Genomic DNA, 21,527 nt, shown 5'->3' with positions numbered 1-21,527 from the left:
ATTCGTAACCCTACTCGGCGGCCACCTCCGATGGCGCCTCGGCCGGCCCCGAGGGCTCCGCGTCGGCACGGGGCTTGCGCCGTGAAAACAGCGACCTGAGCGTGACGTAGAACACCGGCGTCAGGAACAGGCCGACGAACGTGACGCCGAGCATGCCGGAGAACACCGCGGTGCCGAGCGACTGGCGCATTTCTGCACCCGGGCCGGTTGCGATCATCAGCGGCACGACGCCGAGGATGAACGCGAAGGCGGTCATCAGGATAGGCCGCAGCCTGAGCCGGCAGGCTTCGACGGCAGCCTCAGCGACCGACAGGCCCCGTTCCTGCGCCTGCCGCGCGAATTCGACGATCAGGATCGCGTTCTTGGCGGCAAGCCCGATCAGCACGATGAGGCCGATCTGCACGAGGATGTTGTTGTCCAGCCCTCGCAAAGACACGCCGAGCAACGCCGCGAGCACGCCTAGCGGCACCACCAGCACAATGGCGAACGGCAGCACCCAGCTTTCATATTGCGCCGCCAGCGCCAGGAACACGAACAGCACCGACAGTCCGAAGATATAGACAGCGGCATTGCCGGTGTTGCGTTCCTGATAGGCGAGCTCGGTCCATTCATAGGAGGTGCCGGCCGGCAACGTCTTTGCCGTGATCCCCTCCATCAATGCCAGCGCGTCGCCCGTGGAAACGCCGGGCGCGGCGTTGCCCTGCAGCGGCACCGAGACATACATGTTGTAGCGCTGGACCAGCGCCGGGCCGGTGACGTCGCGGATCTCGATCAACGTGCCGAGCGGAACCAGCGCGCCGGTCGCCGAGCGCACCTTCAGTTTCAAGATGTCGGCGCGATCGAGGCGGAACGCCTGGTCGGCCTGCGCCCGCACCTGGTAGACGCGCCCGAAAGCGTTGAAATCGTTGACATACGCAGTGCCCAGATTGATCGACAGCGTCTCGAAGATGTTGGGGATCGGCACGTTCAGGATGCGCGCCTTGTCGCGATCGATCGCCAGGAAGAATTGCGGGCTCGACGCGGAGAACGTGGTGAACACGCCCATCAGCCCCGGCGTCTTGTTGGCCTTGCCGGCGATTTCGTAGGCAAGCGCCAGGATTTGCCGCATGTCGGCGCTGTTGCGCTCCTGGATCTGCAGCTTGAAGCCGCCGGCATTGCCGACGCCGCGAATAGGCGGCGGCGGCAGTGCTATGATAAAGGCTTCCTTGATGCTTTGCAGGCTGCCGAACAGATTGCCGATGACCTTGGTCGCCGACTGGCCGGCTTTCAGTCGCTCGTCAAACGGCTTGAACCTGGCGAAGATCACGCCCTGGTTGCTGGCGTTGGTGAAGGTCGCGCCGGAGAAGCCGGCGAAGGCGACTGCGTAGTCGACGCCTGGGGTTTTCTGGATGATTTGCGACGCCTGCTGGATGACCGTATCGGTCCTCGACAGCGAGGCGCCGTCGGGCAACTGGACGACGACGATCGCATAGCCCTGGTCGAGCGACGGAATGAAACCGCGCGGCACCGTCTGTACCATGTAGACCGTGGCGTAGATCAGGGCCGCGAAAACGGCCAGCATGGCGGTGATCGCTATCCGCGAGCCGACCAGCACGCGAATGATGCTGGAATACCAATGGGCGACCCTGTCGAAGCCGCGATTGAAGCCGTCGGCGAGCGCCCGTCCGAACCGCGCCAGGAAAAAGCGCGGCGGCGCCGCCGCGGCATGGTGCGGCTTGAACAGCAGTGCGGCCAGCGCTGGCGAAAGCGTCAGCGAATTGAACGCCGAGATCGCCGTCGAGACCGCGATGGTAATCGCAAACTGCAGGTAGAACTGCCCGGAAATGCCAGGGATGAAGGCTGTCGGCACGAACACGGCTATCAGCACCAGCGAGATCGCGATGATGGCCGTTCCGACTTCGTTCATTGTGAGGTGCGACGCCGGATTGGGCGCCAGCCCACTGGCAATATTGCGCTCGACGTTCTCGACCACGACGATCGCATCATCGACGACGATGCCGATCGCCAGAACGAGGCCGAACAGCGTCAGCATGTTGAGCGAGAAGCCGGCGGCGTAAAGCACAGCCAGCGTGCCGATCAGCGACACGGGGATCGCCACTATCGGCACGATCGCCATGCGCCACGACTGCAGGAAGACGATGATGACGATGATGACCAGCAGCATCGCCTCGAGGATCGTCTTGTAGACCTCCTGGATCGACTCGGCGACGAACTCGGTCGGATTGTAGACGATGTCGTAGCTCAACCCCTTCGGGAAGTCGCGGGAAAGCTCCTTCATCTTGTCCTGGATCTCCGCGGCCGCGGCGAGCGCATTGGTGCCCGGCCGCTGGAAGATAGCGAGCGCGACCGCCGGTTTGCCGTTGAGATAGGAGTTGGTGACGTAATCCTTGGCTCCGAGTTCGATGCGCGCCACGTCCTGCAGCGAGATCAGGCGCCCGCCGTCGGTCGATTTGACGATCACGTATCGGAAGTCGCGGGCGTCGTTGAAACGGCCTTGCGTGGTGACCGTGTACTGGAACGCCGTGCCGGTGCCGGTCGGCGGCGCGCCGATCGAGCCGCCCGACACTTGGACGTTCTGATCGCGCAGCGCCTGCACCACATCGCCCGAGGTCATCCCCAGGGCGGACAGTTTTTCCGGATCAAGCCAGATGCGCAGCGAATATTCGCGTTCGCCGAAGATGATGAGGTCGCCGACACCGTCTAACCTGAGCAGTATGTCGCGCACCCGCGAGCGGGCGTAGTTCGAGACGTAGAGCTGGTCGTAGGTATTGTCGGGCGACAACATGTGCACGACCATCATCAGGTCGGGCGAGCTCTTGGTGGTGGTGATGCCAAGGCGGCGGACCTCTTCGGGCAGGCGCGGCTCGGCGACCGACACGCGGTTCTGCACAAGCACCTGCGCCTTGTCGAGATCGGTGCCCAGCTTGAAGGTGATGGTCAGCGCCATCGATCCGTCGCCCGACGAATAGGATGACATGTAGAGCATGCCCTCGACGCCATTGATCTCCTGCTCGATCGGCGTTGCCACCGTCGCTGCGACCGTCTGGGCGTCGGCGCCCGGATACTGCGCGCGAACGACGATGGTCGGCGGCGCAATCTCGGGATATTGCGCGACCGGCAACTGGGTATAAGCAATCCCGCCGAGGATCAGCAGGACGATCGAAACGACCGATGCGAAGATTGGACGGTCGACGAAGAAATGCGCGAACCTCATTGCTGCAACCCGGCGGTTTCGACCTTGGGCGGCAACGTCACCATCTCGACCTTCACCTTGGTGCCGGGCCTTGCGTGCATCAGCCCGTTGACGATGATCGTCTCGGCGCCGGTCAGGCCCGAGCGGATCACCCGGTAGCCGTCGAGAAGCGGTCCGGTGCGCACGGGCTTCGCCGACACCATTCCGGACTCGTCCACCAGCAACACGATGCGACGATCCTGATCGGCGCCGATCGCCTCGTCAGGCACCAGCACGCCGCTATGCGGCAGCGACCCCGGCACGTTGATGCGCCCGAACATGCCTGGCTGGAGAACGCCGTCGGGGTTGGGAAACGTCGCACGAACCCGCATTGTGCCGGTCGCGTTGTCGATCCGGTTCTCGGCAAAGTCGAGCTTGCCCTTGAACACCGCCTCCGCGCGGTCGGCGACCTGAACCTGCACATCGAGCCCGCCGGCGCCTTCCTGCATGCTGCCGCCACGCGCCTTCGCGTCGCGGGCGTAGCTGAAATACAGCCGCTCATCGACGTCGAAATAGAAGTCGATCGGGTCGCGCGTGACGATGGTCGTCAGCAAGGTGGAATCCGGCTGCACGAGGTTGCCGACCGACACCAGCCGGCGGTCGATGCGGCCGGACAACGGCGCCTTGATCTCGGTGAATTCCATGTTCAGGCTGGCCGTTGTCAGCGCAGCCGTCGCGCCCTGCATCTGCGCCTGCGCCGCAAGGTATTCCCGTCGGCGGTCGTCGACCGTGGCGGGCGAGATGTTGCCGGTCTTGGCAAGTTCGTTGGCGCGATCCAGCTGCATCTTGGTGAATTCGAGCAGGCTCTTGGCGACATCCACTTGCGATTTGGCGGCATCATAAGCAGCCTGGTACGGACGCTGGTCGATGGTGAAGAGCAGGTCGCCCTTGTTGACCAGTGCGCCGTCCTGGAAGCTGACCTTGTCCAGATAGCCGCTGACGCGCGAACGGATGGCAACCTGGTCGACGGCTTCGAAACGCCCGACGAACTCGTCGTCCTCGATGATGTCACGCACCACCGGCTTGGCCGCCGTCACCACGGGCAGCTGCTGGTCCTGCGCAAACGCAGTGCTGCTGAAAGCCATGCCGAGCAGGAATGCCGCCGACGCGGTGGCGCAGGCAAGCCAGCCGGCCGATCGACGGGGTCGCCCGCCCACGTCGCAACGCAATTGCCCATTGCCTGTGGTGTCCATTTGCGTCCCCCCTCGCTGGACCCGGAGGTCGGTTGATCCGCTTTTACGCTCAGCCTTTTTCGTCGAGACCCGAGCACGTCAATGTTGTGCACGGCACATGATCATTTTCCATATGGGCTGAAATGTCCATCCTGTGGCTGCCTCGCCACCGGGCTAGGCCTAGTCGCAATCTAAAGAAATCAGGATTCGTTTGACACACACCGTCAAGCCAAACTCGCCACGCTCGTCACCCGCCTTCAGCCACACACCACCTGATGACCGATTGGTAGGAGCGTATCACGGCTGAAAGCGTCAAGAGGCAGGTGCTGGCGCAAGGCGGCCGACGCGGCGCCGCAGTTGTTTTCCGGCAACGGCAAGCGACGTCGTTGCCGCCAAGATGGGGGCGCCAGCGGAATGGCACCTTTCTCGCTAGGTCGTCCCAGAACCGGACCGTCCGCTTCCGGCCCCCTTCGGGTCATTCAAGAAATGGATCGCGAATGGATATCGGCGGCCCGACTGGGAGCGCGACTTCCCGCTGCATGACGGCGGCAAAGAAGCCGTCGGTGTCGTTGCGCGCGGGCGTCAGCGACAGGTAGTCGGAATGGGCCGAATTCGTCAGCCGCGGCGCGGCCACATTAAGCGGCACCACACGAAAGGCGGGATGCGCCGCCAGGAAAGCGGCCACCTGGTCCTCATTCTCCTCGGGCAGCATCGAGCATGTCGCGTAGACCAGCCGTCCGCCGGGTTTCACCAGGCGCGCCGCGCTTGCCAGGATCCGGGCCTGCAGCGACACGAGCTTGTCCAGACCCTGTTCCTCCTGCGCGCGCCAGCGCGCATCGGGGTTGCGTCGCCACGTGCCGGTGCCACTGCATGGCGCATCGACCAGCACGCGATCGAAACCACCCTTGTGGCGCTTGATCCACCGATCCGTTTCGCCGGCCAGGAGCCGCGTCTCGATATTGTGCAATCCTGCTTGCCGAAAACGCTCGGCGCCGCGCTTCAAACGGCCTTCCATGACGTCGCAGGCGACGACATGGCCCTTGTTGTTCATCTGCGCGGCGATGGCCAGCGTCTTGCCGCCCGCTCCGGCGCAGAAATCGACCACGCGTTCGCCCGGCCGGGCATCGACCAGCATGGCGACAAGCTGGGAGCCCTCATCCTGGATCTCTACCTCGCCTTTCTTCAGCATCGGCAGGCCGGCCAGCGAGGGGCGCTCATGCACACGAATGCCGAAAGGAGCGATGGCCGACGGCTGCGCCCGCCAGCCGAGATCCTTCAGCGCGTTGAGCATGGCATCGCGCGTCGACTTGATCGGGTTGACGCGCAGATCAAGCGGCGGCGGCGTCAGAAGCGCGGACATCTCCTGGCCGAACGCTTCCCCGAAACGGCGCCGCAGGGGATCGGCCGCCCAGGACGGGCATTCAAGGCGCACCTCTTCCGGCATGCCGGGATGGTCGATCGTGCCTCCCTGCAATTTGACCAGCAGCGCGTGCTCACGGTCCGTCAGCATGGCAGGCGCGAATTTCGCGCCATTGAACAGGCGCTTGATCTGATCGGGGTCTCGCTTTCCTTCAGCGTGAGCCATGCGAGCAGGCGGTTGCGGGGCCTATCCTCGCGCCCATGTCTCGCCAGCCACCAGCCAAGCCGTGCATGGTGCCGCAGAAGCGCATAAAGCAACTCCAAAATCTGGCCACGGTCCCTGTCGCCGATATAGCGCCGGGCCCGAAACCAGGCCGAGACGACAGCATCGGCCGGACGCGCGACGCTATCGACTTCATGCATAAGTTCGATTGTGGCTTGCAGGCGGGGGCAGGGATCACGGAGACGGCCAGGCTGAAAAACGCTTATATAGGCGACCGAGATGCTCCTGGCCATTTCTTCGGGCGTGGCGAGGCTGTCAGCCGGGGCTTTTCAGCAGCATCTTTTCGGCGAAGGCCTCGACCTCGCCTGCACGCGGTTCCTTGCCAGTGTGCGTGAGCAAATAGGCCGGGGTCAGGAACAGACGGTTGCTGACCGGCTCGACGATCTCAAGCGAGTAATAGCCGATCTGCGTGAAATAGAGCACGCGCGCCCGCACGAAGGCTTCCGTGTCCGCATAACCGTGCCGCGAGAACATGGCGCGGATCGCATCGACGCGCTTGTCGTCTTCCTCGTTGACGACCCGGTGCACTTCGGGGGATTGGCGCGACCAGGCGCGCACGGCGAAATCCAGCCGCGGATTGAACAGCTTCTCGTCCAGCCAGCACTCGAAGATATTGAGCACGGCCTGCGTGATCGACGCGGCCGGCCGGCCGGCCTGTTCGACGATGAAGCGCGTGTTGTTGTTGCGCCAATGGTCCAGCAGCTGGTCCAGCAGGTCCTGGCGGCTCTTGAAATACCAGTAAAAACTGGAGCGGGAGACGTTCAGCTTCTGCCCGAGCGCCAGCACGCGCACCGCCTCCACACCGTCGGAGATCAGCGTCTCAAGCGCGAGGTTCATCCAGTCCTCGCGCGTCACCTTGGTGTTGCCGGTCAGACCGGACCGCCGCACGACTTCATCAGCATTGGAATCGGAGAGCATCGCGGACGGGCCAAGATTGAACGCCGGCTAGATAGACCCGAAACCATTCCCGCTACAACACTTGCGCCTGTTCGAGCCATTCCCACAGATACGGAGCAAGGCCCCGGTCGACGTGGAGACGCGCCCGCTCAGGGTTGCCGAACCGGTAGAACAGAACGCCTATGCCGGCAAAGAGGATCGAAGCCGAGCGGCTTGCCGCTCCCGGATCGAGCGCCGTTCCCCTGGCGATCAGGCGGTCCAGGTCGGGCCCCTCGATCTCGAACACATGCAGTCCCGCATCCATGACCGTGACCGCGAAACCGGCCGTGTGCCAACCGGCCGCGATGGGGAACGGCTGTTCGCCGACCGCAAGAAGCCGGTCGCGCGCGATCCGCACCTTATATTTGTCGCCACTGGCAACCGCTCCGGCGCCGACGCCTTCGCCGGCAAGCCCGGAGGCCTTCGACCAGGCTGCGAGGTCGCCGCTGACCAGAAGCTGGTTCAGTCCGCCTACCGTCCTCACGATGACGCCATCTTTGCTCAGCGTCGCCTTGGCGAAATCGGGCGCCGCCGGCCATTTTTCGGCAAGGTTACGCATGGAGCCGCCTCCCCTCCGGATCGAAGGCGCAAGGCGCGACGATCGTCGCCTGCCGCACGACACCCAGATGTTGAACGTCGATGGTTTCGCCGTGCCGCGTCGCGCCGCCTTCGATGAGGGCGAGCGCAACCGGGCGTCCCAGGGTCGGACTCTGATAGCTGGAGGTGACGAAGCCGATGCTTCTGCGGCGGCCGTCGCGCTTCTCCACGCCATGCGCGCCGGTCGCCAGCGGCGCCTCGCCTTCGCGCAGCGCAAGGCCGACGAGCTGGTTGCGGCCCGCGTCGTTTGCCGCTTCGGTGAAAAGCGAGCGCCGGCCGACGAACTCGCTGGCGCGCTTGGTCCGCGGCCCGGCGACGCCGAGATCATGCGGCATGGTGGTGCCGTCGGTGTCCTTGCCGATGACGATATAGCCCTTCTCGGCGCGCAGGATCATCAGCGATTCGAGCCCGAGCAGCACGGCGTCGAAGGCGCGGCCCTCCTGCTGCATCCTTGCCCAGAGCGCCTCCGCCCGGTCGGCGCGGATGGAGATCTCGTAGCTGCGGTCGCCGGTGAAGGAGACCCTGGCGATGCGCACCTCGTCGCCGGCAAAGCGGCCGGCGGCAACGGCCATGTGCGGCAGGCTGGCATCGTCCAATGCTGCGCCCAGATCGAGCGCTTCCACGAGCTGACGCGCATTGGGACCCGAAACGGTCAAGGTGGCGTATTGCGCGGTGGCATTGTGGATATAGACCGCATCGCGGCCGAAGCGGTCCTGCCGCCATTCCTCGAGGCGCGCATGGACCGCGGCGACATGCGACGACGAGCAGGAGACGATGAAGCGATGCTCGTCCAGGCGGACCAACACGCCGTCATCGAAGACGACACCGTTCTCCGAAAGCATGAAGCCGTAGCGGCAGTGACCCGGCTTCAGGGTTGACATGGTGTTGTAATAGATGAAGTCGACAAACTCGGCTGCGCGCGGACCGATCACCTCGATCTTTCCGAGCGTCGAGCCGTCGAAAAGCGCCACGGATTGCCGGGCCTGCTGCGCCTCCTCCTGGATCGAGGCGCTGGCTTCGCCGCCGCCATAATAGGCAGGCCTTAGCCAACCGCCATATTCCTGGAACACGCCGCCGGCGGCGCGATGATTTGCCTCCAGCGGCAGGCGACGGACCGGAGCGTGCATGCTGCCCCGGCGCGACCCGGCTAAGCTGGCGAACGGAACAGGCGTGAAGGGCGGCCGGTAGGTCGTGGTGCCGACTTCCGCGATGCCGCGCCCGGTGATGTCCGCCAGCAACGCCAGGCCGTTGAGGTTCGAGGTCTTGCCCTGGTCGGTCGCCATGCCGAGCGTGGTGTAGCGCTTCAGGTGTTCGACCGAGACGAAGTTCTCCCGCGCCGCGAGCTCGACATCCTTGGCGGTGACGTCGCTCTGGTAGTCGATCCAGACCCGCCCCTTGGCCTTGGGCTTTGGCCAGAGGCTGACGACGCCGAGTGTTGCCTCCACTCCCGTGCCGCGAGGTACGGGCGACGACGAGCCGAAGTTGCCGGAAGCCGCGGCGCCGCTGGCCAAGGCATCCGAAAGCGAGACCGTGCCGGCCACCGCGCCGGCGACGCCGATCCCGTCGATGACTTCGCCGGGAATGAAGGCCGCCAGCTGGTCGCTCCAGGCGAGCTTGCCTTTCGCCTGCGAGAACAGGTGCACGGTGGGCGTCCAGCCGCCGGAGACGAGGACGCAATCGGCGGCGAGCGTCGTGCCGTCGTCCAGCAGGACGCCCTGGACGGCATTGCGCCCACGCGTCGCCGCGATCGTGCGCCCTGCCAGGACGCGAATACCGGTCTCCGCCTGTGCACCGCCCTCACGCCGGCAATCGACCACCGTCACCGAGGCGCCGGCCGCGGCCAACGCCAGGGCCGGCTCATAGGCGCTGTCATTGTTGGTCGCGACCACGATATCGCGGCCGACAAGCACGCCATGCCGGCGCAGATAGCTGAGCGCCGCATCGGCGGAGAGGATTCCCGGAAGGTCGTTGTTGGCGAACGGCACGGGCCGCTCGATCGCGCCCGTCGCCAGCACGATGCGGCGGGGCCGCACGCGCCACAGCGTGTCCGGCCTGCCGTCGGCGTGCCGCTGGTTGAGCGCCACCAGATTGTGGTCGTAAAGGCCGAAGGCGGTGGTGTCGCTGAGCACCAGCTGACCGCCGCCCTTCAGCCTGGCGACCGTCATCTCGACCCACGCCTTGCCCTCGACGCCGTCGACCTCGCCGGTGCGATGGCGCAGCGACCCGCCGGGATGCGTCCGGTCGTCGACCAGGACGACCGAGCGCCCGGCCGCCGCCGCGCTGGCCGCCGCGGCAAGACCGGCCGGCCCGGCGCCGACCACCAGGACGTCGCAATGATGGTTGACCTGGTCCGAGACCTGGCGTCGCTGCCAGTCCGGATCGACGACGCCAAGTCCGGCCATGGCGCGGATGCGCGGTTCGAACAGGTGCCAGTCCGGCCACATGAAGGTCTTGTAGTAGAAGGCGGCCGGCAGGAAGCGGGCGAAGCGGTCCAGAACCGCGTTGCGGTCGGTCTCGGCCGTCGGCGAAGCGTTGACGCTCCTGACCGTGATGCCGTCAGCGGCTTGCACGGTCGTCGCGCGCGCATTCGGCACCCGGCCGACCGGGCTCTCGACATCGACCAGCGCGTTGGGCTCCTCGAAGCCGGAGCCCCAGATGCCGCGCGGCCGATGGTATTTGAAGCTGCGGCCGATCACGGCCTGGCCGCTGGCGAGCAAGGCGGAGGCGATCGTGTCGCCGGAAAAACCCTCGACGCGCCTGCCGTCAAAGGTGAAGCTCAGCGGGCGGCTGCGGTCGATGTCGCTGCCGCCGGTGGCGAGACGGGAAGCGCTCATCTTCCGTGCTCCGCTTCGCCGAGCACGGAAGAACCCGACACCTTGTGATTGACGCTGTCGCGGCTCATGGCGAAGAACTCGCCGCATGTCATATGCACCCAGATCTCGCGGGTCGGTCCCTTCGGATTGTCGCGCATGTGGAGATAACCGGCCCAGCGCTCGGCGTTCACATCGGCGCCGTCGGGACGGAGATTGCCGGCCTCGCCGCCATAGTGGAATTCGCTTTCTTCGCGCGGCCCGCAGAACGGGCAGGGAAAGAGCTGCATCTTTTCTACACCTTCAATGCGCAATGCCGGAGCCGGCGGCCTCGTCGATCAGGCGGCCGCGGGCGAAGCGGTCGAGATCGAAGGGCCGGCTGATGTCGTGGTGCTGGCCGGTGGCAAGCAGATGGGCAAGCAGCGTGCCGCCGGCGGGGATCGCCTTGAAGCCGCCCGTGCCCCAGCCGCAGTTGAGGAACAGGCGGGGCAGCGGCGACTCGCCGATGATGGGCGAGGAATCCGGGACCACGTCGACGATGCCGGCCCACTGCCGCATCATCTTCAACTGGCCGAAGATCGGGAACATCTCGAGCATGCCGGCGATCACTCCTTCCAGCACCGGCAGGTTGCCGCGCTGGCCGTAGGAGGGGATGCGGTCGAGCGCGCCGCCGATCACCAGTTCACCCTTGTCCGACTGGCTGACATAGACGCCCGTGTCCGGCGAGATCACCACCGTGTCGATGATCGGCTTGACCGGCTCGGACACGCAGGCCTGCAGCGCGTAGGAATTGACGGGCAGCCGGAACCCCGCCTTCGCCGCCAGCACCGAAGAATGGCCGGCGACCGCCATGCCTGTGCGCTCGGCCCGGATCGCGCCGAGCGAGGTGACGACACCGCGGCAGCGCCCGTTCTCGATGATGAAGTCGGTGATCTCGCAATTCTGGATGATGTCGACACCGAGGCGGCTCGCGGCGCGCGCATAGCCCCAGGCGACGGCGTCATGACGGGCGGTGCCGCCGCTCGGCTGCCAGGTGCCGCCATAGACCGGGAAGCGGGCGTCGGGGCCGAAATTGTAGATCGGCACGACACGGCGCACGTCCTCGACCGAGAACAGTTCGCAATCGATGCCGTTGACCTGGATGGCGTTGACCGAACGAGCGGCGGTTTCCATTGCCGCTTCGCTGTGCGCGAGTGTGAGGATGCCGCGCGCGGAAAACATCACATTGTAGTTCAGGTCCGTCGAAAGCGTCTTGTAGAGGCTGTGCGCCAGCCCGTAGATCGCCGCGCTTTCAGGGTAGAAGTAGTTCGAGCGCACCACGGTGGTGTTGCGGCCGGTGTTGCCGCCGCCGATCCAGCCCTTTTCCAGCAGGGCCACGTTGGTGACCCCATGATTCTTTGCGAGATAATAGGCCGTCGCCAGGCCGTGCCCCCCGCCCCCGATGATGATGGCGTCATAGCGCGGTTTCGGATCGGGTGAGCGCCAGGCCTTTTCCCAACCAGTTTGACCGGCGAGGCCTTCCTTGAAGAGCGAAAGCGCCGAATAGTGTCTCGTCATGCGCTGAAGCCGCCGTCACCGGTCGGGCATGTCGCTTCATCGCAAAGGCTTGACCGCCCTGTCTGCAGCCCGAGCTTGTGCATCAATCGCCCCCTGGACACCCGCTTTGCCAAGCTCATGTCTAGCGCGAATGTACACCTGTGTCCATTCAAAGCGGCAACGATGTGGCCAAGCGACGTCCCCCGCTCCTCCGCCCTATTGTCCCTTGCGTTCCTGCAGGATGTTGCCGCCGTCCACGACGAGAACGGCGCCGCTGACATAGCTGGCTCCGTCCGACGCCAGGAACAGCACGGCGGCTGCGACTTCCTCGGGACTGCCGGCGCGCCCAAGCGGCGTGTTGCGGGCGGCGGCGAGTTCCTCCGGCGTCGATGCGCCGGTCGCGATCCAGCCCGGCGCCACGGCGTTGACGGTGACGCCGTTGCGGCCAACCTCCAGGGCCAGCGCATGCGTCAGCCCGATCATGCCGGCCTTGGCCGCGGAATAGGCGGCCTCGCCTTCATTGGATACGTAAGGTCCGGTCACCGAAGCCATGTTGATGACGCGCCCATGGCCGCGCTGCACCATGCCGGCCAGGAATCCGCGCGTGCTCAGGAACGCGGTTTTGAGGCTGACGTCGATGCCGCGGTCCCAATCGCGTTCGCTGAGATCGAGAAACCGCCGCTGCAACGCCGGCTGCGCGACCGTGCCCATCCCGGCATTGTTGACGAGGACGTCGATTTCGCCGGCCTGCGAGCACAAGCGCTCGACATCGCCCGAAACCGTCAGGTCGGCCACAACGGCGCTTACATCGAGCCCCTCCGCCCGCAGTTCCCCGGCCCGCTGCTCGACGCGCGCCGACGAAGCGGTGATGACGACCGAAAGGCCGGCCTCGCCCAGCGCCCGCGCGACCGCCACGCCGATGCCGTCGGCGGCGCCCGCGCCGGTCACCAGCGCCTTGCGGGATTTGCGGAACACGATCATTTCCTCTCCACGATTGGAATGCTGGCATGCTGGCGCGGCCAATCATACCCGCGATGAACCGCCCAGGCTTTCTTTCAATAGCCGGCGCTGACGCCAAAATCGATCGACAGCGCGGCCCCGGTGATCGGCGCCGCGCCCGGCTGGCAGAGATAGTGGATGAAGGATGCGATCTCTTCCACCTGAATGAACCTTGCCTTGTCCCCTTGCGGATAGTGCCCGAGAAGCCGGCGCTTGTAGCCGTCGGGATCGTCCCCGCCATAGGTCCTGGCCTGATATTCGATCATCGGCGTCGCCGTATCGCCGGGGCAGACGGCGTTGACCCTGATGCCTTGCGGGGCGAGTTCCAGCGCGAGAGCCTTGGTCAGCAGAACCAGCCCGCCCTTCGAGGCGCAATAGACGGCCGCCCCATTGTTGCCGACGAGCCCGGCGTCTGACGCAATGTTGACGATCACGCCTTGCGCCGCCGCCAGATGCGGGACAGCCGCCGAGATCAGGAAGAACGCTCCCTTGAGATTGACGTCCAGCACAAGGTCCCACTGATCTTCCTCGACCCCGCTCGCCGGCCCCTCGAGCCAGACGCCGGCGGCGTTGACCAGGATATCTATGCCGCCGCCCCAGTCCCTAGCCTTGGCCACCACGTCCCGGCAGGCAGCGACCGAGCGGATGTCGAGCGGCAAGCCCACCGCATCCGCTCCGGTCGCGACCATCTTGGCCACGGCTGCGTCGAGCTTGGGACCGGGAAGGTCGGCGAGCGCGATCCGCTCGCCGTCGGCCGCGAGGCGCAGTCCGGTCGCAAGCCCCATGCCCCCGGCGCCTCCGGCGATCAGAACCGTCCTGCCAGCCATTCGACAACCTCCACGCCACGCAGCGCCCGGCAAAGGCACACCAATGTCCCTAAATCACGTCATGGAGCCCTGTCGCATGGACCAGCCAGGCAAAACAATGACCTCAGTGGCTTCGCCGGCCCCCGATCATCCCAGCTCGAGCGTCGTGATGCCGAAAACTGTCGAGGGGGCATTGCCGGGTTTGCCGCTCTGGTACATGCGTGTCGTCGCAAAGCCCGGGACCATGCCGGCGGCCTGAAGCATGGCGGTGAATTGAACCTGGCCGGCCGGCACGTCGATATGCAATACCTCGTTGCCGATCCTGCCCGCGAGATCCGCCAGCAATGCCAGGGCAAGCTCCGTCCTGTCGGCAAACAGCGGCCCGACCTTGAAGCCTTCCCGGCATCGGCGGACCACGCCGTAGCCGGCAATGCCGGCCGATCCGCCACAGAACAGCGCAATCCGGGGCTGCCGCAGCCACTCCCGAAGGAAGGCTTCCCGCGGCGCCGGGAAACACTGGCGATCATAGGCGAGTATCCCAGCCATGTCGCCGGCCGTCACTGGCCGTGTGTCGCCACCCCCGGCAATCCGGCGGGGCGACCGATGTAGCGCACGGTCTCATAGGCGGGCACGAAGCCCATGCGCTGGTAATTGGCCCGCTGCTCGGCCACCCCGTCGAGACCGATGATGCGGTTGCCGAGGCGTGTCATGCCAGCATCCCAGACCGCCTTGCCATGGCCCTCGCCGCGCCGGTCGGGCCGGCAGATATAGAGGCCGATGAAGCCGAAGCCCGGGCCGTATGCGAGGGCCGAAATGCCGGCCACCATCTCTCCGTCGACGAAAGCGCCGATGAAACCGTCGGGATCGGCTGTCCGGAACGCCGCGGCATCGCCGATGCCCGGATTCCAGCCCTCTCCAGCCGCCCAGTCGACGAGCGCTTCCACTTCGCTGGCGGTCAGTGTCCGGATTGTTCTCGGCATCATTTCACCCGGGCGGCCTCGGCAAATGGCGTCAAGGCATCACGATAGGTAGCCGCTTCCTCGCTGCAAAGTCCACACGAGAACTCAGTTCACCTTGGATTACCGGCCGGCGCCGATCGCCTGCCGGCGCCCTGCTCAGCCGAGGCCGGGAGACAGATGGTGGACATCATTCCCATGGCTCGGCAGAACGCCGCCTATGCAACGCAGGGCTGCGGGCCGGACCATCATTGGGACGGGTTTCCCGAACCGATGCAACGAGTTAGCAACAAACGCGCTACTTGACCTTTCGTTGTTCCAATAGGCAACTGGACACAACCGGCGAACACTGGGAATCTTCATTTGCCGTTCTTCGAAAATCGCCTGGAGTGCCGCAGGAAATGCCGCTGAGCGCCGCAGAGATCGCCCGTCATCCGGCAGCGCTTCGCTGTATCCAGGAGCAGGCGCGCGCGCTCATCCACATATACGAAACAAGCCCGCGGCTGGCTGCCGTGTTCGCCACCCAGCAGCGCTGGCTGCTCGGTCACGCCGGTCTGGCCTTGCATTTCCGGCGCGATCCCAATGACCGCCGCACCGAAATGACGATGGCGCGGTTCATCGAGGTCGTACGCCGCTATTCGCTGGCCAGCCGCAACACGGCCGAGGCCTTTGTCAAGGAGATGCTTCGCTACAACATCGCCGAGTATATTTCGGCCAGCGGTGACGGCCGCGCCCACCCCATGCGGGTCACCGAAGGCACCATCGAAACCTTCACCGGCTGGATCCACGCACATCTGAGGACGCTCGACCGCATAGATGGCGGAAACCGGCTGACAACTTTCCTCGATCGACCCGGGATGCTGTCCAGGCTGCAGCCGCTCATCGCCGATGGATTGCTGGCCAGCCAGGGCGTGCGCGAGCCTGGGCGGACTTTCTCCTTGTTTATCTGGCTGAACAATGGCGGCATCGTCATGGACTGGCTGATGTCCGGTATCGATCCGGAGGACGCTCATCTCGACAGGATACCGACCAGCGTCATCTCGGTCAGCGAGTTCGCGCACTGGCTGAAGCTGTCACGCACCCACCTGGCGCGGAAACTCAACGATGCCGAGGCGCTTGGCAGCATCGGCTGGGTCGGCCAGCGTGGTCATTCCGTCATGTGGGTTTCACGCCAGTTCTTCGACGAATACATGGTCATGCAGACGTCCAAGCTCGCCGTCGTCGACCTGGCTTTCGACGACAGTTTGTCCCAGGGGTACGAGAGCTGACCGGCGCAACGACCGCTTCTCGGACCCAGCCGACAAATACCGCTGGTTGCGCTGGCAGGTGCCGGCCAAAACTGCTATCCGCATCCGCATATTGCGATATTTGGCGGAGTCTGGGGGGATGGCGCTGAACTTCGAAGACATTGTCGGTCATCCGGCCCTGAATGCAGCCGTCCAGGCACAGGCCCGGGCGATGCAGCAGGCCTATGAAGGAAACCCGCGCGCGTCCTCGGTCTTTGCCACCCAGCAGCGCTGGCTGATGGCGCATATCGGTCTTGCCCTGCATTTCCGCAGGGATCCCAGCGATTACCGGAAGGAACTGACGGCGGCGCGTTTTGTCGACGTCACCGTTCAACATGCAGTGGCAAGCCGAAACACAGCCCATGCCTTCATCAAGGAAATGCAGCACTATAATTTCATCGAAGTCGGTCCAATGGCCGACGACGGCCGCATTCGCCCCTTGCACCTGCCCGCCATAACCCTGGAGCCGTTGATCGGCTGGATTCATATGCATCTGAGCACGCTTGATGCTCTTGACGGCGGGAGCCGGCTGGAAACGTTCCAGGCACGGCCGCAAATGTTGGCGCGATTGCAGCCGCTAATCGCGGATGGGCTGATCTCCTCGGTGCCGGTGCGGGAGCCGCAACAGACTTTTTCGCTGTTCACGTGGCTCAACAATGGCGGCGTCGTCATGGACTGGCTGATCGCCGGCGTCGACCCGCAGAATGCCGGCCAGGAGCGCATCCCGACCGGCGTGCTGTCGATTGGCGACTTCTCCAGTTGGCTGAAGCTGTCGCGTACCCACCTTGCGCGCAAGCTGCGCGACGCCGAGGCGCTCGGCAGCGTCGGCTGGCTTGGGCGGCGCGGCCATTCCGTCATGTGGATTTCGAACGAATTCTACAGCGAGTACCTCACCGCGCAGGCGGTCAAGCTCGCCATCATCGACGCGGCTTTCGCCGCCTGTATGGAGCAGGCGACCGGCTAATCGTCAGCGTTCTATCCGGCCTTCAGGATAGCGGAAAAACGCGGGTCGAAGGCCCTGCTGATCGGTTCGGCGGCGGCGCCCACCGCGATCGCCCAGGGATCGGTGGTGCCCAGTTGCAGCCGCGGCAGGCGGCGGGCGGGCCGATCCGCGATCGACGGCAGAAGCGGATGCATGGCCTGGTGCAGAAGCCGGGCCAACGCCTCGGGCGCGGTGCTGGTGAGGATGACGGTTTGCGGATCGAAGATCGTTTCGATCAGATGCACGCTCCAGCGCAGGTCGGACGCGGCTCTTTCGACCCAGCTCATGACCCTTGCGTCCTGCGTGAGCGCCAGCGCGCCGAGCTTCTCGTAAAGCCCCCTCTCGGCGGGATCGAGGCCGAGATGCTGGTAGAGCGAGGCGAGCGAGGCGCGGTGCTCCAACGGCGTCGAGCCTGGACCGCCCGGCGACAGCAGCGCCCTGCCGATCTCGCCGGCATTGCCGTTGCCGCCATTGTAGAGCTCGCCATTGAGGATCAGCCCGGCGGCAATGCCGTAGCCGACATACAGGCAGACCGCGTGATCGACGCCATGCGCGGCGCCGACGATGCGCTCCGCCGTTGCACAGGCCGCCGCGTCATTCTGCAGCCCGACATCCAGTCCGGTGCCGGCGGCAAGCGTCTCGAGCAGCGGGAATTGCTGCCAGGCAGGCATCATCCATGTGTCGTCGGATTCCCTTAGGCCGAACGGCCCCGGCATGGCGACGCCAAGGCCGACCAGCCGCCGCTCGGACTGGGCGAACAAGGAAGCCAGCTCGCGCCTGACGCGGTCGACCAGGCCGAGGATGGTCTTGACGCCGGCTGATGGCTCGTCGAGCGGCAGACCTGCCTCGGCGCGCGCGATGACCTTGCCGACGAGGTCGACCACCACCACGCGCGTCAAATACCGGTCGATCTGCAGCCCGATGGCGAAGGCGCCCTCGGGCACCAGCCGGTAGGGTGTGAAGGGCTGCCCCCTACCCTTGCGCACTGCGTCCAGCGCGACAACCAGCCCATCGCGCTCGAGATCCTCGATGATGTTGGAAACCGCCTGCTTGGTAAGCTGCGTCGCCCGCGCCAGGTCGGCACGCGACAGCGCGCCGTTGAGCCGCAGCGCCTCGATCATGACGCGGCGGTTGTGCGCGCTGGTGCCTTCCTGGTTGGTGCCGCTCTTGGCGCGGATCGGGCTGATATCGTGCACCGTCTTTTCCCCTCTTGACTCGATTAAAGGATTGATCGACTAATTAAGTCAAGCGAATTGACTTAATAGGTGAAACCCGGGCGGCTCCACAAGAAGACGGCAAAGCCTCAAGCTCCCGCCGCGCGCCGTTCAGGACAGATCCGGTCACGCGATGCAATTCGAGAAAGCGGCGGCATAAGCTTCGCCGCCCACTTGCAGCTGTCGAAATGGGAGAAAGACAAATGCTGAAATCGATCGGTAAGACACTTCTGGGCGCGGTGTTCGTCGGTGGGCTGTTCGTCCCCCACGCCTTCGCCGATACCACCTTGAACGCCCTCTTCATGGCGCAGGCCGCCTATAGCGAGGCCGACGTGCGCTCGATGACGGAGGCCTTCACCAAGGCCAATCCCGACATCAAGGTGAACCTCGAATTCGTCCCCTATGAAGGCCTGCACGACAAGACCGTGCTCGCCCAAGGCTCGGGCGGCGGCTACGACGTGGTGCTGTTCGACGTGATCTGGCCGGCCGAATACGCGACCAACAAGGTGCTGGTCGACGTATCCTCGAAGATCACCGACGACATGAAGAAGGGCGTGCTGCCCGGTGCCTGGACCACCGTGCAATATGACGGCAAGTACTATGGCATGCCGTGGATCCTCGACACCAAATACCTGTTCTACAACAAGGAAATCCTGGAAAAGGCCGGCATCAAGGCACCGCCGAAGACCTGGGAAGAACTCGGCCAGCAGGCCAAGACCATCCAGGACAAGGGGCTGCTGAAGACGCCGATCGCCTGGAGCTGGTCACAGGCCGAAGCCGCGATCTGCGATTACACGACGCTGGTCAGCGCCTATGGCGGCGACTTCCTCAAGGACGGCAAGCCCGACTTCCAGAATGGCGGTGGCTTATCCGCGCTGAAATACATGGTCGACAGCTACAAATCGGGCCTCACCAATCCGAACTCGAAGGAATTCCTGGAAGAGGACGTCCGCAAGGTGTTCGAGAACGGCGATGCGGCCTTCGCGCTGAACTGGACCTACATGTACAACATGGCCAACGATCCGAAGGACTCCAAGGTCGCCGGCAAGGTCGGCGTCGTGCCGGCGCCCGGCGTCGCCGGCACCAGCGAGGTCTCGGCCGTCAACGGCTCGATGGGTCTTGGCATCACGGCGGTGTCGAAGCACCCGGACGAAGCCTGGAAATACATCGAGTTCATGACCTCGCAGGCGACGCAGAACCAGTATGCCAAGCTCTCGCTGCCGATCTGGGCTTCGTCCTATGACGACCCGGCCGTCACCAAAGGCCAGGAAGAGCTGATCGCCGCCGCCAAGCTGGGTCTCGCCACGATGTATCCGCGCCCGACCACGCCGAAATACCAGCAGCTGTCGACGGCCCTGCAGCAGGCGATCCAGGAATCGCTGCTTGGCCAGACGACGCCGGAAGACGCGCTCAAGACCGCCGCCGAAAACAGCGGCCTCTGATCTGGCATTCCTCGACGCGGGCGGCCTCATCCACGAGCGCCGCCCGTGCTATTTCGAGAGCAATTCCAGGAAAAGTGTGAGGCGGTTTTCCGTCCGGAATTGCGTTAAAACAAAGAGATAGGGCGGTTCGCCGTTTCCGTGAAACGGTGAACCGCTCTGACCGGATGAAGGGAAAGAGGCGCCTCTGATGTCAGGCACCTGGATGACGACTCGCGCGTGGCTGTTGATGCTGCCGCTGCTGGTGATCATGGTCGCCGTTATTGGCTGGCCATTGGTCGATACGGTCAGGCTTTCCTTCACCGACGCACAGTTGGTCGGCACCGCGGGCAATTACGTCGGCTTCGACAACTACACCAAGATGCTGACGAGCTCGAACTTCACCCGCACGCTCTCGACCACCACCTGGTTCGCGGTCGTCTCGGTCGCCGCCGAAATGGTGCTCGGCGTGCTGGCGGCCCTTCTGCTCAACCAGGAATTCCGTGGCCGCGCCGTGCTGCGCGGGCTGATGATCCTGCCCTGGGCGCTGCCCACCGTCGTCAACGCCACGCTCTGGCGGCTGATCTACAATCCGGAATATGGTGCGCTGAACGCGGCGCTGACGCAGCTCCACCTGATCGACGATTATCGCTCCTGGCTGGGCGAACCGGGCACGGCGCTTGCGGCGCTGATCGTCGCCGACTGCTGGAAGAATTTTCCGCTTGTTGCGCTGATTGCGCTCGCCGCCCTGCAGGCCGTGCCGCGCGACATCACCGCCGCCGCGCTTGTCGACGGCGCCGGACCGTTCAACCGCTTCCGCTTCGTAATCCTGCCCTATCTCGCCGGCCCACTGATGGTGGCGCTGGTGCTGCGTACCATCGAGGCCTTCAAGGTCTTCGACATCATCTGGGTGATGACCCGCGGCGGTCCGGCCAACAGCACGCGCTCGCTGTCGATCCTGGTCTATCAGGAGGCCTTTTCCTTCCAGCGTGCCGGCTCGGGCGCCTCGCTGGCGCTGATCGTCACCTTGCTCGTCACGGTGCTCGCCGTTGCATATGCGACGCTGGTGAGGAAGACCGCGGGGAGCGCTACCTGATGGAACGCAAGAACCCGGTTTTCACCGCCTTCGTCTACGTTTGCGCCATCCTGCTCGCCGTCGTCATCCTGGCGCCGCTCGCCTGGCTCTTCGTCATGAGCATATCGCCGGCCGCAGACCTTGCCGCCAAGCCGCTGCGCTGGTGGCCGCAGGCGGCCGACTTCTCGCGCTACACGCAACTCCTGTCGACCGCCGAAAACAGCGCCGGCGCGGCTTTTACGTCGTCGTTGCGCAACAGCCTGGAAGTCGCCGGCATGGCGACGCTCGCCGCAGTCGTCCTTGCCGTGCCGGCCGGCTGGGCCGTCTCGCGCACGCCTTCGGTCGGCTGGTCGCTGTCGATGGTGATCGCCACCTATATGCTGCCGCCGGTGGCGCTCTCCGTGCCGCTCTATATGGGCCTGTCCTGGCTCGGCCTGCTCAACAACGTGTTCGGCCTGGCAGTGATCTATCTGACCATCCTCGCGCCCTTCACCACCTGGCTGATGAAATCGGGTTTCGATTCCATCCCGCGCGAGATCGAGGCCGCGGCGATGATCGACGGAGCGGGGCTGCTCCAGACCTGGCGCATCATCACCTTGCCGCTGGCGGCGCCCGTGGTGGCGACATCGGCGCTGTTTGCCGTGCTGCTCGCCTGGGACGAGTTCTTTTACGCCCTGCTCTTCACCTCCGATCAGCGGGCGAAGACGCTGACCGTCGCCATCGCCGATCTCGCCGGCGGCCGCGTCTCCGATTACGGACTGATCGCCACCGCCGGCGTGCTTGCGGCCTTGCCGCCCGTGCTGATCGGCCTCGTCATGCAGCGCGCGCTGATCTCGGGCCTCACCAGCGGCGGCGTGAAAGGATAA

At 65.1% G+C, this 21,527-nt stretch carries 18 protein-coding genes; 5 read left to right on the top strand and 13 right to left on the bottom strand.

Annotated elements, in window-relative coordinates:
* Positions 1 to 10: 10 nt before the first annotated feature.
* From EJ069_RS00935 to EJ069_RS33870, 12 genes are all read right to left on the bottom strand, one after another.
* Positions 11 to 3,214, bottom strand: a complete 3,204-nt coding sequence (locus tag EJ069_RS00935; RefSeq protein ID WP_126059669.1) for a multidrug efflux RND transporter permease subunit — start codon at positions 3,212 to 3,214, stop codon at positions 11 to 13.
* Positions 3,211 to 4,317, bottom strand: a complete 1,107-nt coding sequence (locus EJ069_RS00930; RefSeq protein ID WP_189476427.1) for an efflux RND transporter periplasmic adaptor subunit — start codon at positions 4,315 to 4,317, stop codon at positions 3,211 to 3,213. The genes EJ069_RS00935 and EJ069_RS00930 overlap by 4 nt, the downstream gene beginning before the upstream one ends.
* A gap of 562 nt (positions 4,318 to 4,879) precedes the next feature.
* On the bottom strand, positions 4,880 to 5,989 hold the full coding sequence (locus EJ069_RS00925; protein ID WP_210211321.1) for an RsmB/NOP family class I SAM-dependent RNA methyltransferase: 1,110 nt from the start codon (positions 5,987 to 5,989) through the stop codon (positions 4,880 to 4,882).
* 312 nt (positions 5,990 to 6,301) lie between these two features.
* Positions 6,302 to 6,964 (bottom strand): TetR/AcrR family transcriptional regulator, encoded by a 663-nt coding sequence (locus EJ069_RS00920; protein ID WP_126059667.1) that lies wholly within the window; start codon positions 6,962 to 6,964, stop codon positions 6,302 to 6,304.
* 52 nt (positions 6,965 to 7,016) lie between these two features.
* The gene (locus tag EJ069_RS00915; protein ID WP_126059666.1) at positions 7,017 to 7,541 is read right to left on the bottom strand and encodes a hypothetical protein; all 525 of its coding nucleotides are present in this window, start codon (positions 7,539 to 7,541) and stop codon (positions 7,017 to 7,019) included.
* Positions 7,534 to 10,413, bottom strand: a complete 2,880-nt coding sequence (locus EJ069_RS00910; protein WP_126059665.1) for a sarcosine oxidase subunit alpha family protein — start codon at positions 10,411 to 10,413, stop codon at positions 7,534 to 7,536. Before EJ069_RS00910 ends, EJ069_RS00915 begins: the two co-directional genes overlap by 8 nt.
* Entirely contained in the window at positions 10,410 to 10,679 is a 270-nt protein-coding gene (locus EJ069_RS00905) for a sarcosine oxidase subunit delta (RefSeq protein ID WP_126059664.1), read from the bottom strand. The genes EJ069_RS00910 and EJ069_RS00905 overlap by 4 nt, the downstream gene beginning before the upstream one ends.
* 13 nt (positions 10,680 to 10,692) lie before the next feature.
* A complete protein-coding gene (locus EJ069_RS00900; RefSeq protein ID WP_126059663.1) occupies positions 10,693 to 11,946 on the bottom strand; it encodes a sarcosine oxidase subunit beta family protein in 1,254 nt (417 codons plus the stop codon).
* 195 nt (positions 11,947 to 12,141) lie between these two features.
* Positions 12,142 to 12,900, bottom strand: coding sequence for an SDR family NAD(P)-dependent oxidoreductase (locus tag EJ069_RS00895; protein WP_245456410.1), 759 nt, complete (start codon positions 12,898 to 12,900; stop codon positions 12,142 to 12,144).
* 80 nt (positions 12,901 to 12,980) lie between these two features.
* Positions 12,981 to 13,751, bottom strand: a complete 771-nt coding sequence (locus EJ069_RS00890; RefSeq protein ID WP_126059661.1) for an SDR family oxidoreductase — start codon at positions 13,749 to 13,751, stop codon at positions 12,981 to 12,983.
* Between the two features lie 126 nt (positions 13,752 to 13,877).
* Positions 13,878 to 14,276, bottom strand: a complete 399-nt coding sequence (locus EJ069_RS33875; RefSeq protein WP_348639355.1) for a hypothetical protein — start codon at positions 14,274 to 14,276, stop codon at positions 13,878 to 13,880.
* Between the two features lie 11 nt (positions 14,277 to 14,287).
* Positions 14,288 to 14,710 carry a GNAT family N-acetyltransferase gene (locus EJ069_RS33870; protein ID WP_348639354.1) on the bottom strand — a complete coding sequence of 141 codons (423 nt, stop codon included), beginning with the start codon at positions 14,708 to 14,710 and terminating at the stop codon, positions 14,288 to 14,290.
* A 377-nt stretch (positions 14,711 to 15,087) separates the two neighbouring features.
* Here EJ069_RS33870 and EJ069_RS00880 point away from each other — a divergent pair, with 377 nt between their 5' ends.
* Together EJ069_RS00880 and EJ069_RS00875 are read left to right on the top strand one after the other, a co-directional pair.
* Positions 15,088 to 15,954, top strand: a complete 867-nt coding sequence (locus EJ069_RS00880; protein ID WP_126059660.1) for a hypothetical protein — start codon at positions 15,088 to 15,090, stop codon at positions 15,952 to 15,954.
* Positions 15,955 to 16,072: 118 nt separating this feature from the next.
* Positions 16,073 to 16,936, top strand: a complete 864-nt coding sequence (locus EJ069_RS00875) for a hypothetical protein (RefSeq protein ID WP_126064595.1) — start codon at positions 16,073 to 16,075, stop codon at positions 16,934 to 16,936.
* A gap of 11 nt (positions 16,937 to 16,947) precedes the next feature.
* On the opposite strand, the gene EJ069_RS00870 is transcribed toward EJ069_RS00875, so the two are convergent.
* The gene (locus EJ069_RS00870) at positions 16,948 to 18,150 is read right to left on the bottom strand and encodes an ROK family transcriptional regulator (protein WP_126059659.1); all 1,203 of its coding nucleotides are present in this window, start codon (positions 18,148 to 18,150) and stop codon (positions 16,948 to 16,950) included.
* A gap of 221 nt (positions 18,151 to 18,371) precedes the next feature.
* Between EJ069_RS00870 and EJ069_RS00865 the strand changes: the two genes are divergently transcribed.
* The 3 genes from EJ069_RS00865 to EJ069_RS00855 all read left to right on the top strand — a co-directional run bounded on the left by EJ069_RS00865 (position 18,372) and on the right by EJ069_RS00855 (position 21,527).
* Positions 18,372 to 19,610, top strand: a complete 1,239-nt coding sequence (locus tag EJ069_RS00865) for an extracellular solute-binding protein (protein WP_126059658.1) — start codon at positions 18,372 to 18,374, stop codon at positions 19,608 to 19,610.
* 187 nt (positions 19,611 to 19,797) lie between these two features.
* Positions 19,798 to 20,682 (top strand): sugar ABC transporter permease, encoded by an 885-nt coding sequence (locus EJ069_RS00860; RefSeq protein WP_126059657.1) that lies wholly within the window; start codon positions 19,798 to 19,800, stop codon positions 20,680 to 20,682.
* Positions 20,682 to 21,527 carry a carbohydrate ABC transporter permease gene (locus EJ069_RS00855; RefSeq protein ID WP_126059656.1) on the top strand — a complete coding sequence of 282 codons (846 nt, stop codon included), beginning with the start codon at positions 20,682 to 20,684 and terminating at the stop codon, positions 21,525 to 21,527. Before EJ069_RS00860 ends, EJ069_RS00855 begins: the two co-directional genes overlap by 1 nt.

It is taken from the genome of Mesorhizobium sp. M2A.F.Ca.ET.043.05.1.1, from assembly GCF_003952445.1.
Taxonomy (GTDB): Bacteria; Pseudomonadota; Alphaproteobacteria; order Rhizobiales; family Rhizobiaceae; genus Mesorhizobium.
This window is presented reverse-complemented; position numbering and strand designations above follow the sequence as displayed.

What these genes read in the sequence shown, in the direction of transcription:
- EJ069_RS00935 (WP_126059669.1), bottom strand. Translation starts at nt 3,214, where the DNA reads ATGAGGTTCGCGCATTTCTTCGTCGACCGTCCAATCTTCGCATCGGTC.
- EJ069_RS00930 (WP_189476427.1), bottom strand. Translation starts at nt 4,317, where the DNA reads ATGGCTTTCAGCAGCACTGCGTTTGCGCAGGACCAGCAGCTGCCCGTG.
- EJ069_RS00925 (WP_210211321.1), bottom strand. Translation starts at nt 5,989, where the DNA reads ATGGCTCACGCTGAAGGAAAGCGAGACCCCGATCAGATCAAGCGCCTG.
- EJ069_RS00920 (WP_126059667.1), bottom strand. Translation starts at nt 6,964, where the DNA reads ATGCTCTCCGATTCCAATGCTGATGAAGTCGTGCGGCGGTCCGGTCTG.
- EJ069_RS00915 (WP_126059666.1), bottom strand. Translation starts at nt 7,541, where the DNA reads ATGCGTAACCTTGCCGAAAAATGGCCGGCGGCGCCCGATTTCGCCAAG.
- EJ069_RS00910 (WP_126059665.1), bottom strand. Translation starts at nt 10,413, where the DNA reads ATGAGCGCTTCCCGTCTCGCCACCGGCGGCAGCGACATCGACCGCAGC.
- EJ069_RS00905 (WP_126059664.1), bottom strand. Translation starts at nt 10,679, where the DNA reads ATGCAGCTCTTTCCCTGCCCGTTCTGCGGGCCGCGCGAAGAAAGCGAA.
- EJ069_RS00900 (WP_126059663.1), bottom strand. Translation starts at nt 11,946, where the DNA reads ATGACGAGACACTATTCGGCGCTTTCGCTCTTCAAGGAAGGCCTCGCC.
- EJ069_RS00890 (WP_126059661.1), bottom strand. Translation starts at nt 13,751, where the DNA reads ATGGCTGGCAGGACGGTTCTGATCGCCGGAGGCGCCGGGGGCATGGGG.
- EJ069_RS33875 (WP_348639355.1), bottom strand. Translation starts at nt 14,276, where the DNA reads ATGGCTGGGATACTCGCCTATGATCGCCAGTGTTTCCCGGCGCCGCGG.
- EJ069_RS33870 (WP_348639354.1), bottom strand. Translation starts at nt 14,710, where the DNA reads ATGCCGAGAACAATCCGGACACTGACCGCCAGCGAAGTGGAAGCGCTC.
- EJ069_RS00880 (WP_126059660.1), top strand. Translation starts at nt 15,088, where the DNA reads ATGCCGCTGAGCGCCGCAGAGATCGCCCGTCATCCGGCAGCGCTTCGC.
- EJ069_RS00875 (WP_126064595.1), top strand. Translation starts at nt 16,073, where the DNA reads ATGGCGCTGAACTTCGAAGACATTGTCGGTCATCCGGCCCTGAATGCA.
- EJ069_RS00865 (WP_126059658.1), top strand. Translation starts at nt 18,372, where the DNA reads ATGCTGAAATCGATCGGTAAGACACTTCTGGGCGCGGTGTTCGTCGGT.
- EJ069_RS00860 (WP_126059657.1), top strand. Translation starts at nt 19,798, where the DNA reads ATGTCAGGCACCTGGATGACGACTCGCGCGTGGCTGTTGATGCTGCCG.
- EJ069_RS00855 (WP_126059656.1), top strand. Translation starts at nt 20,682, where the DNA reads ATGGAACGCAAGAACCCGGTTTTCACCGCCTTCGTCTACGTTTGCGCC.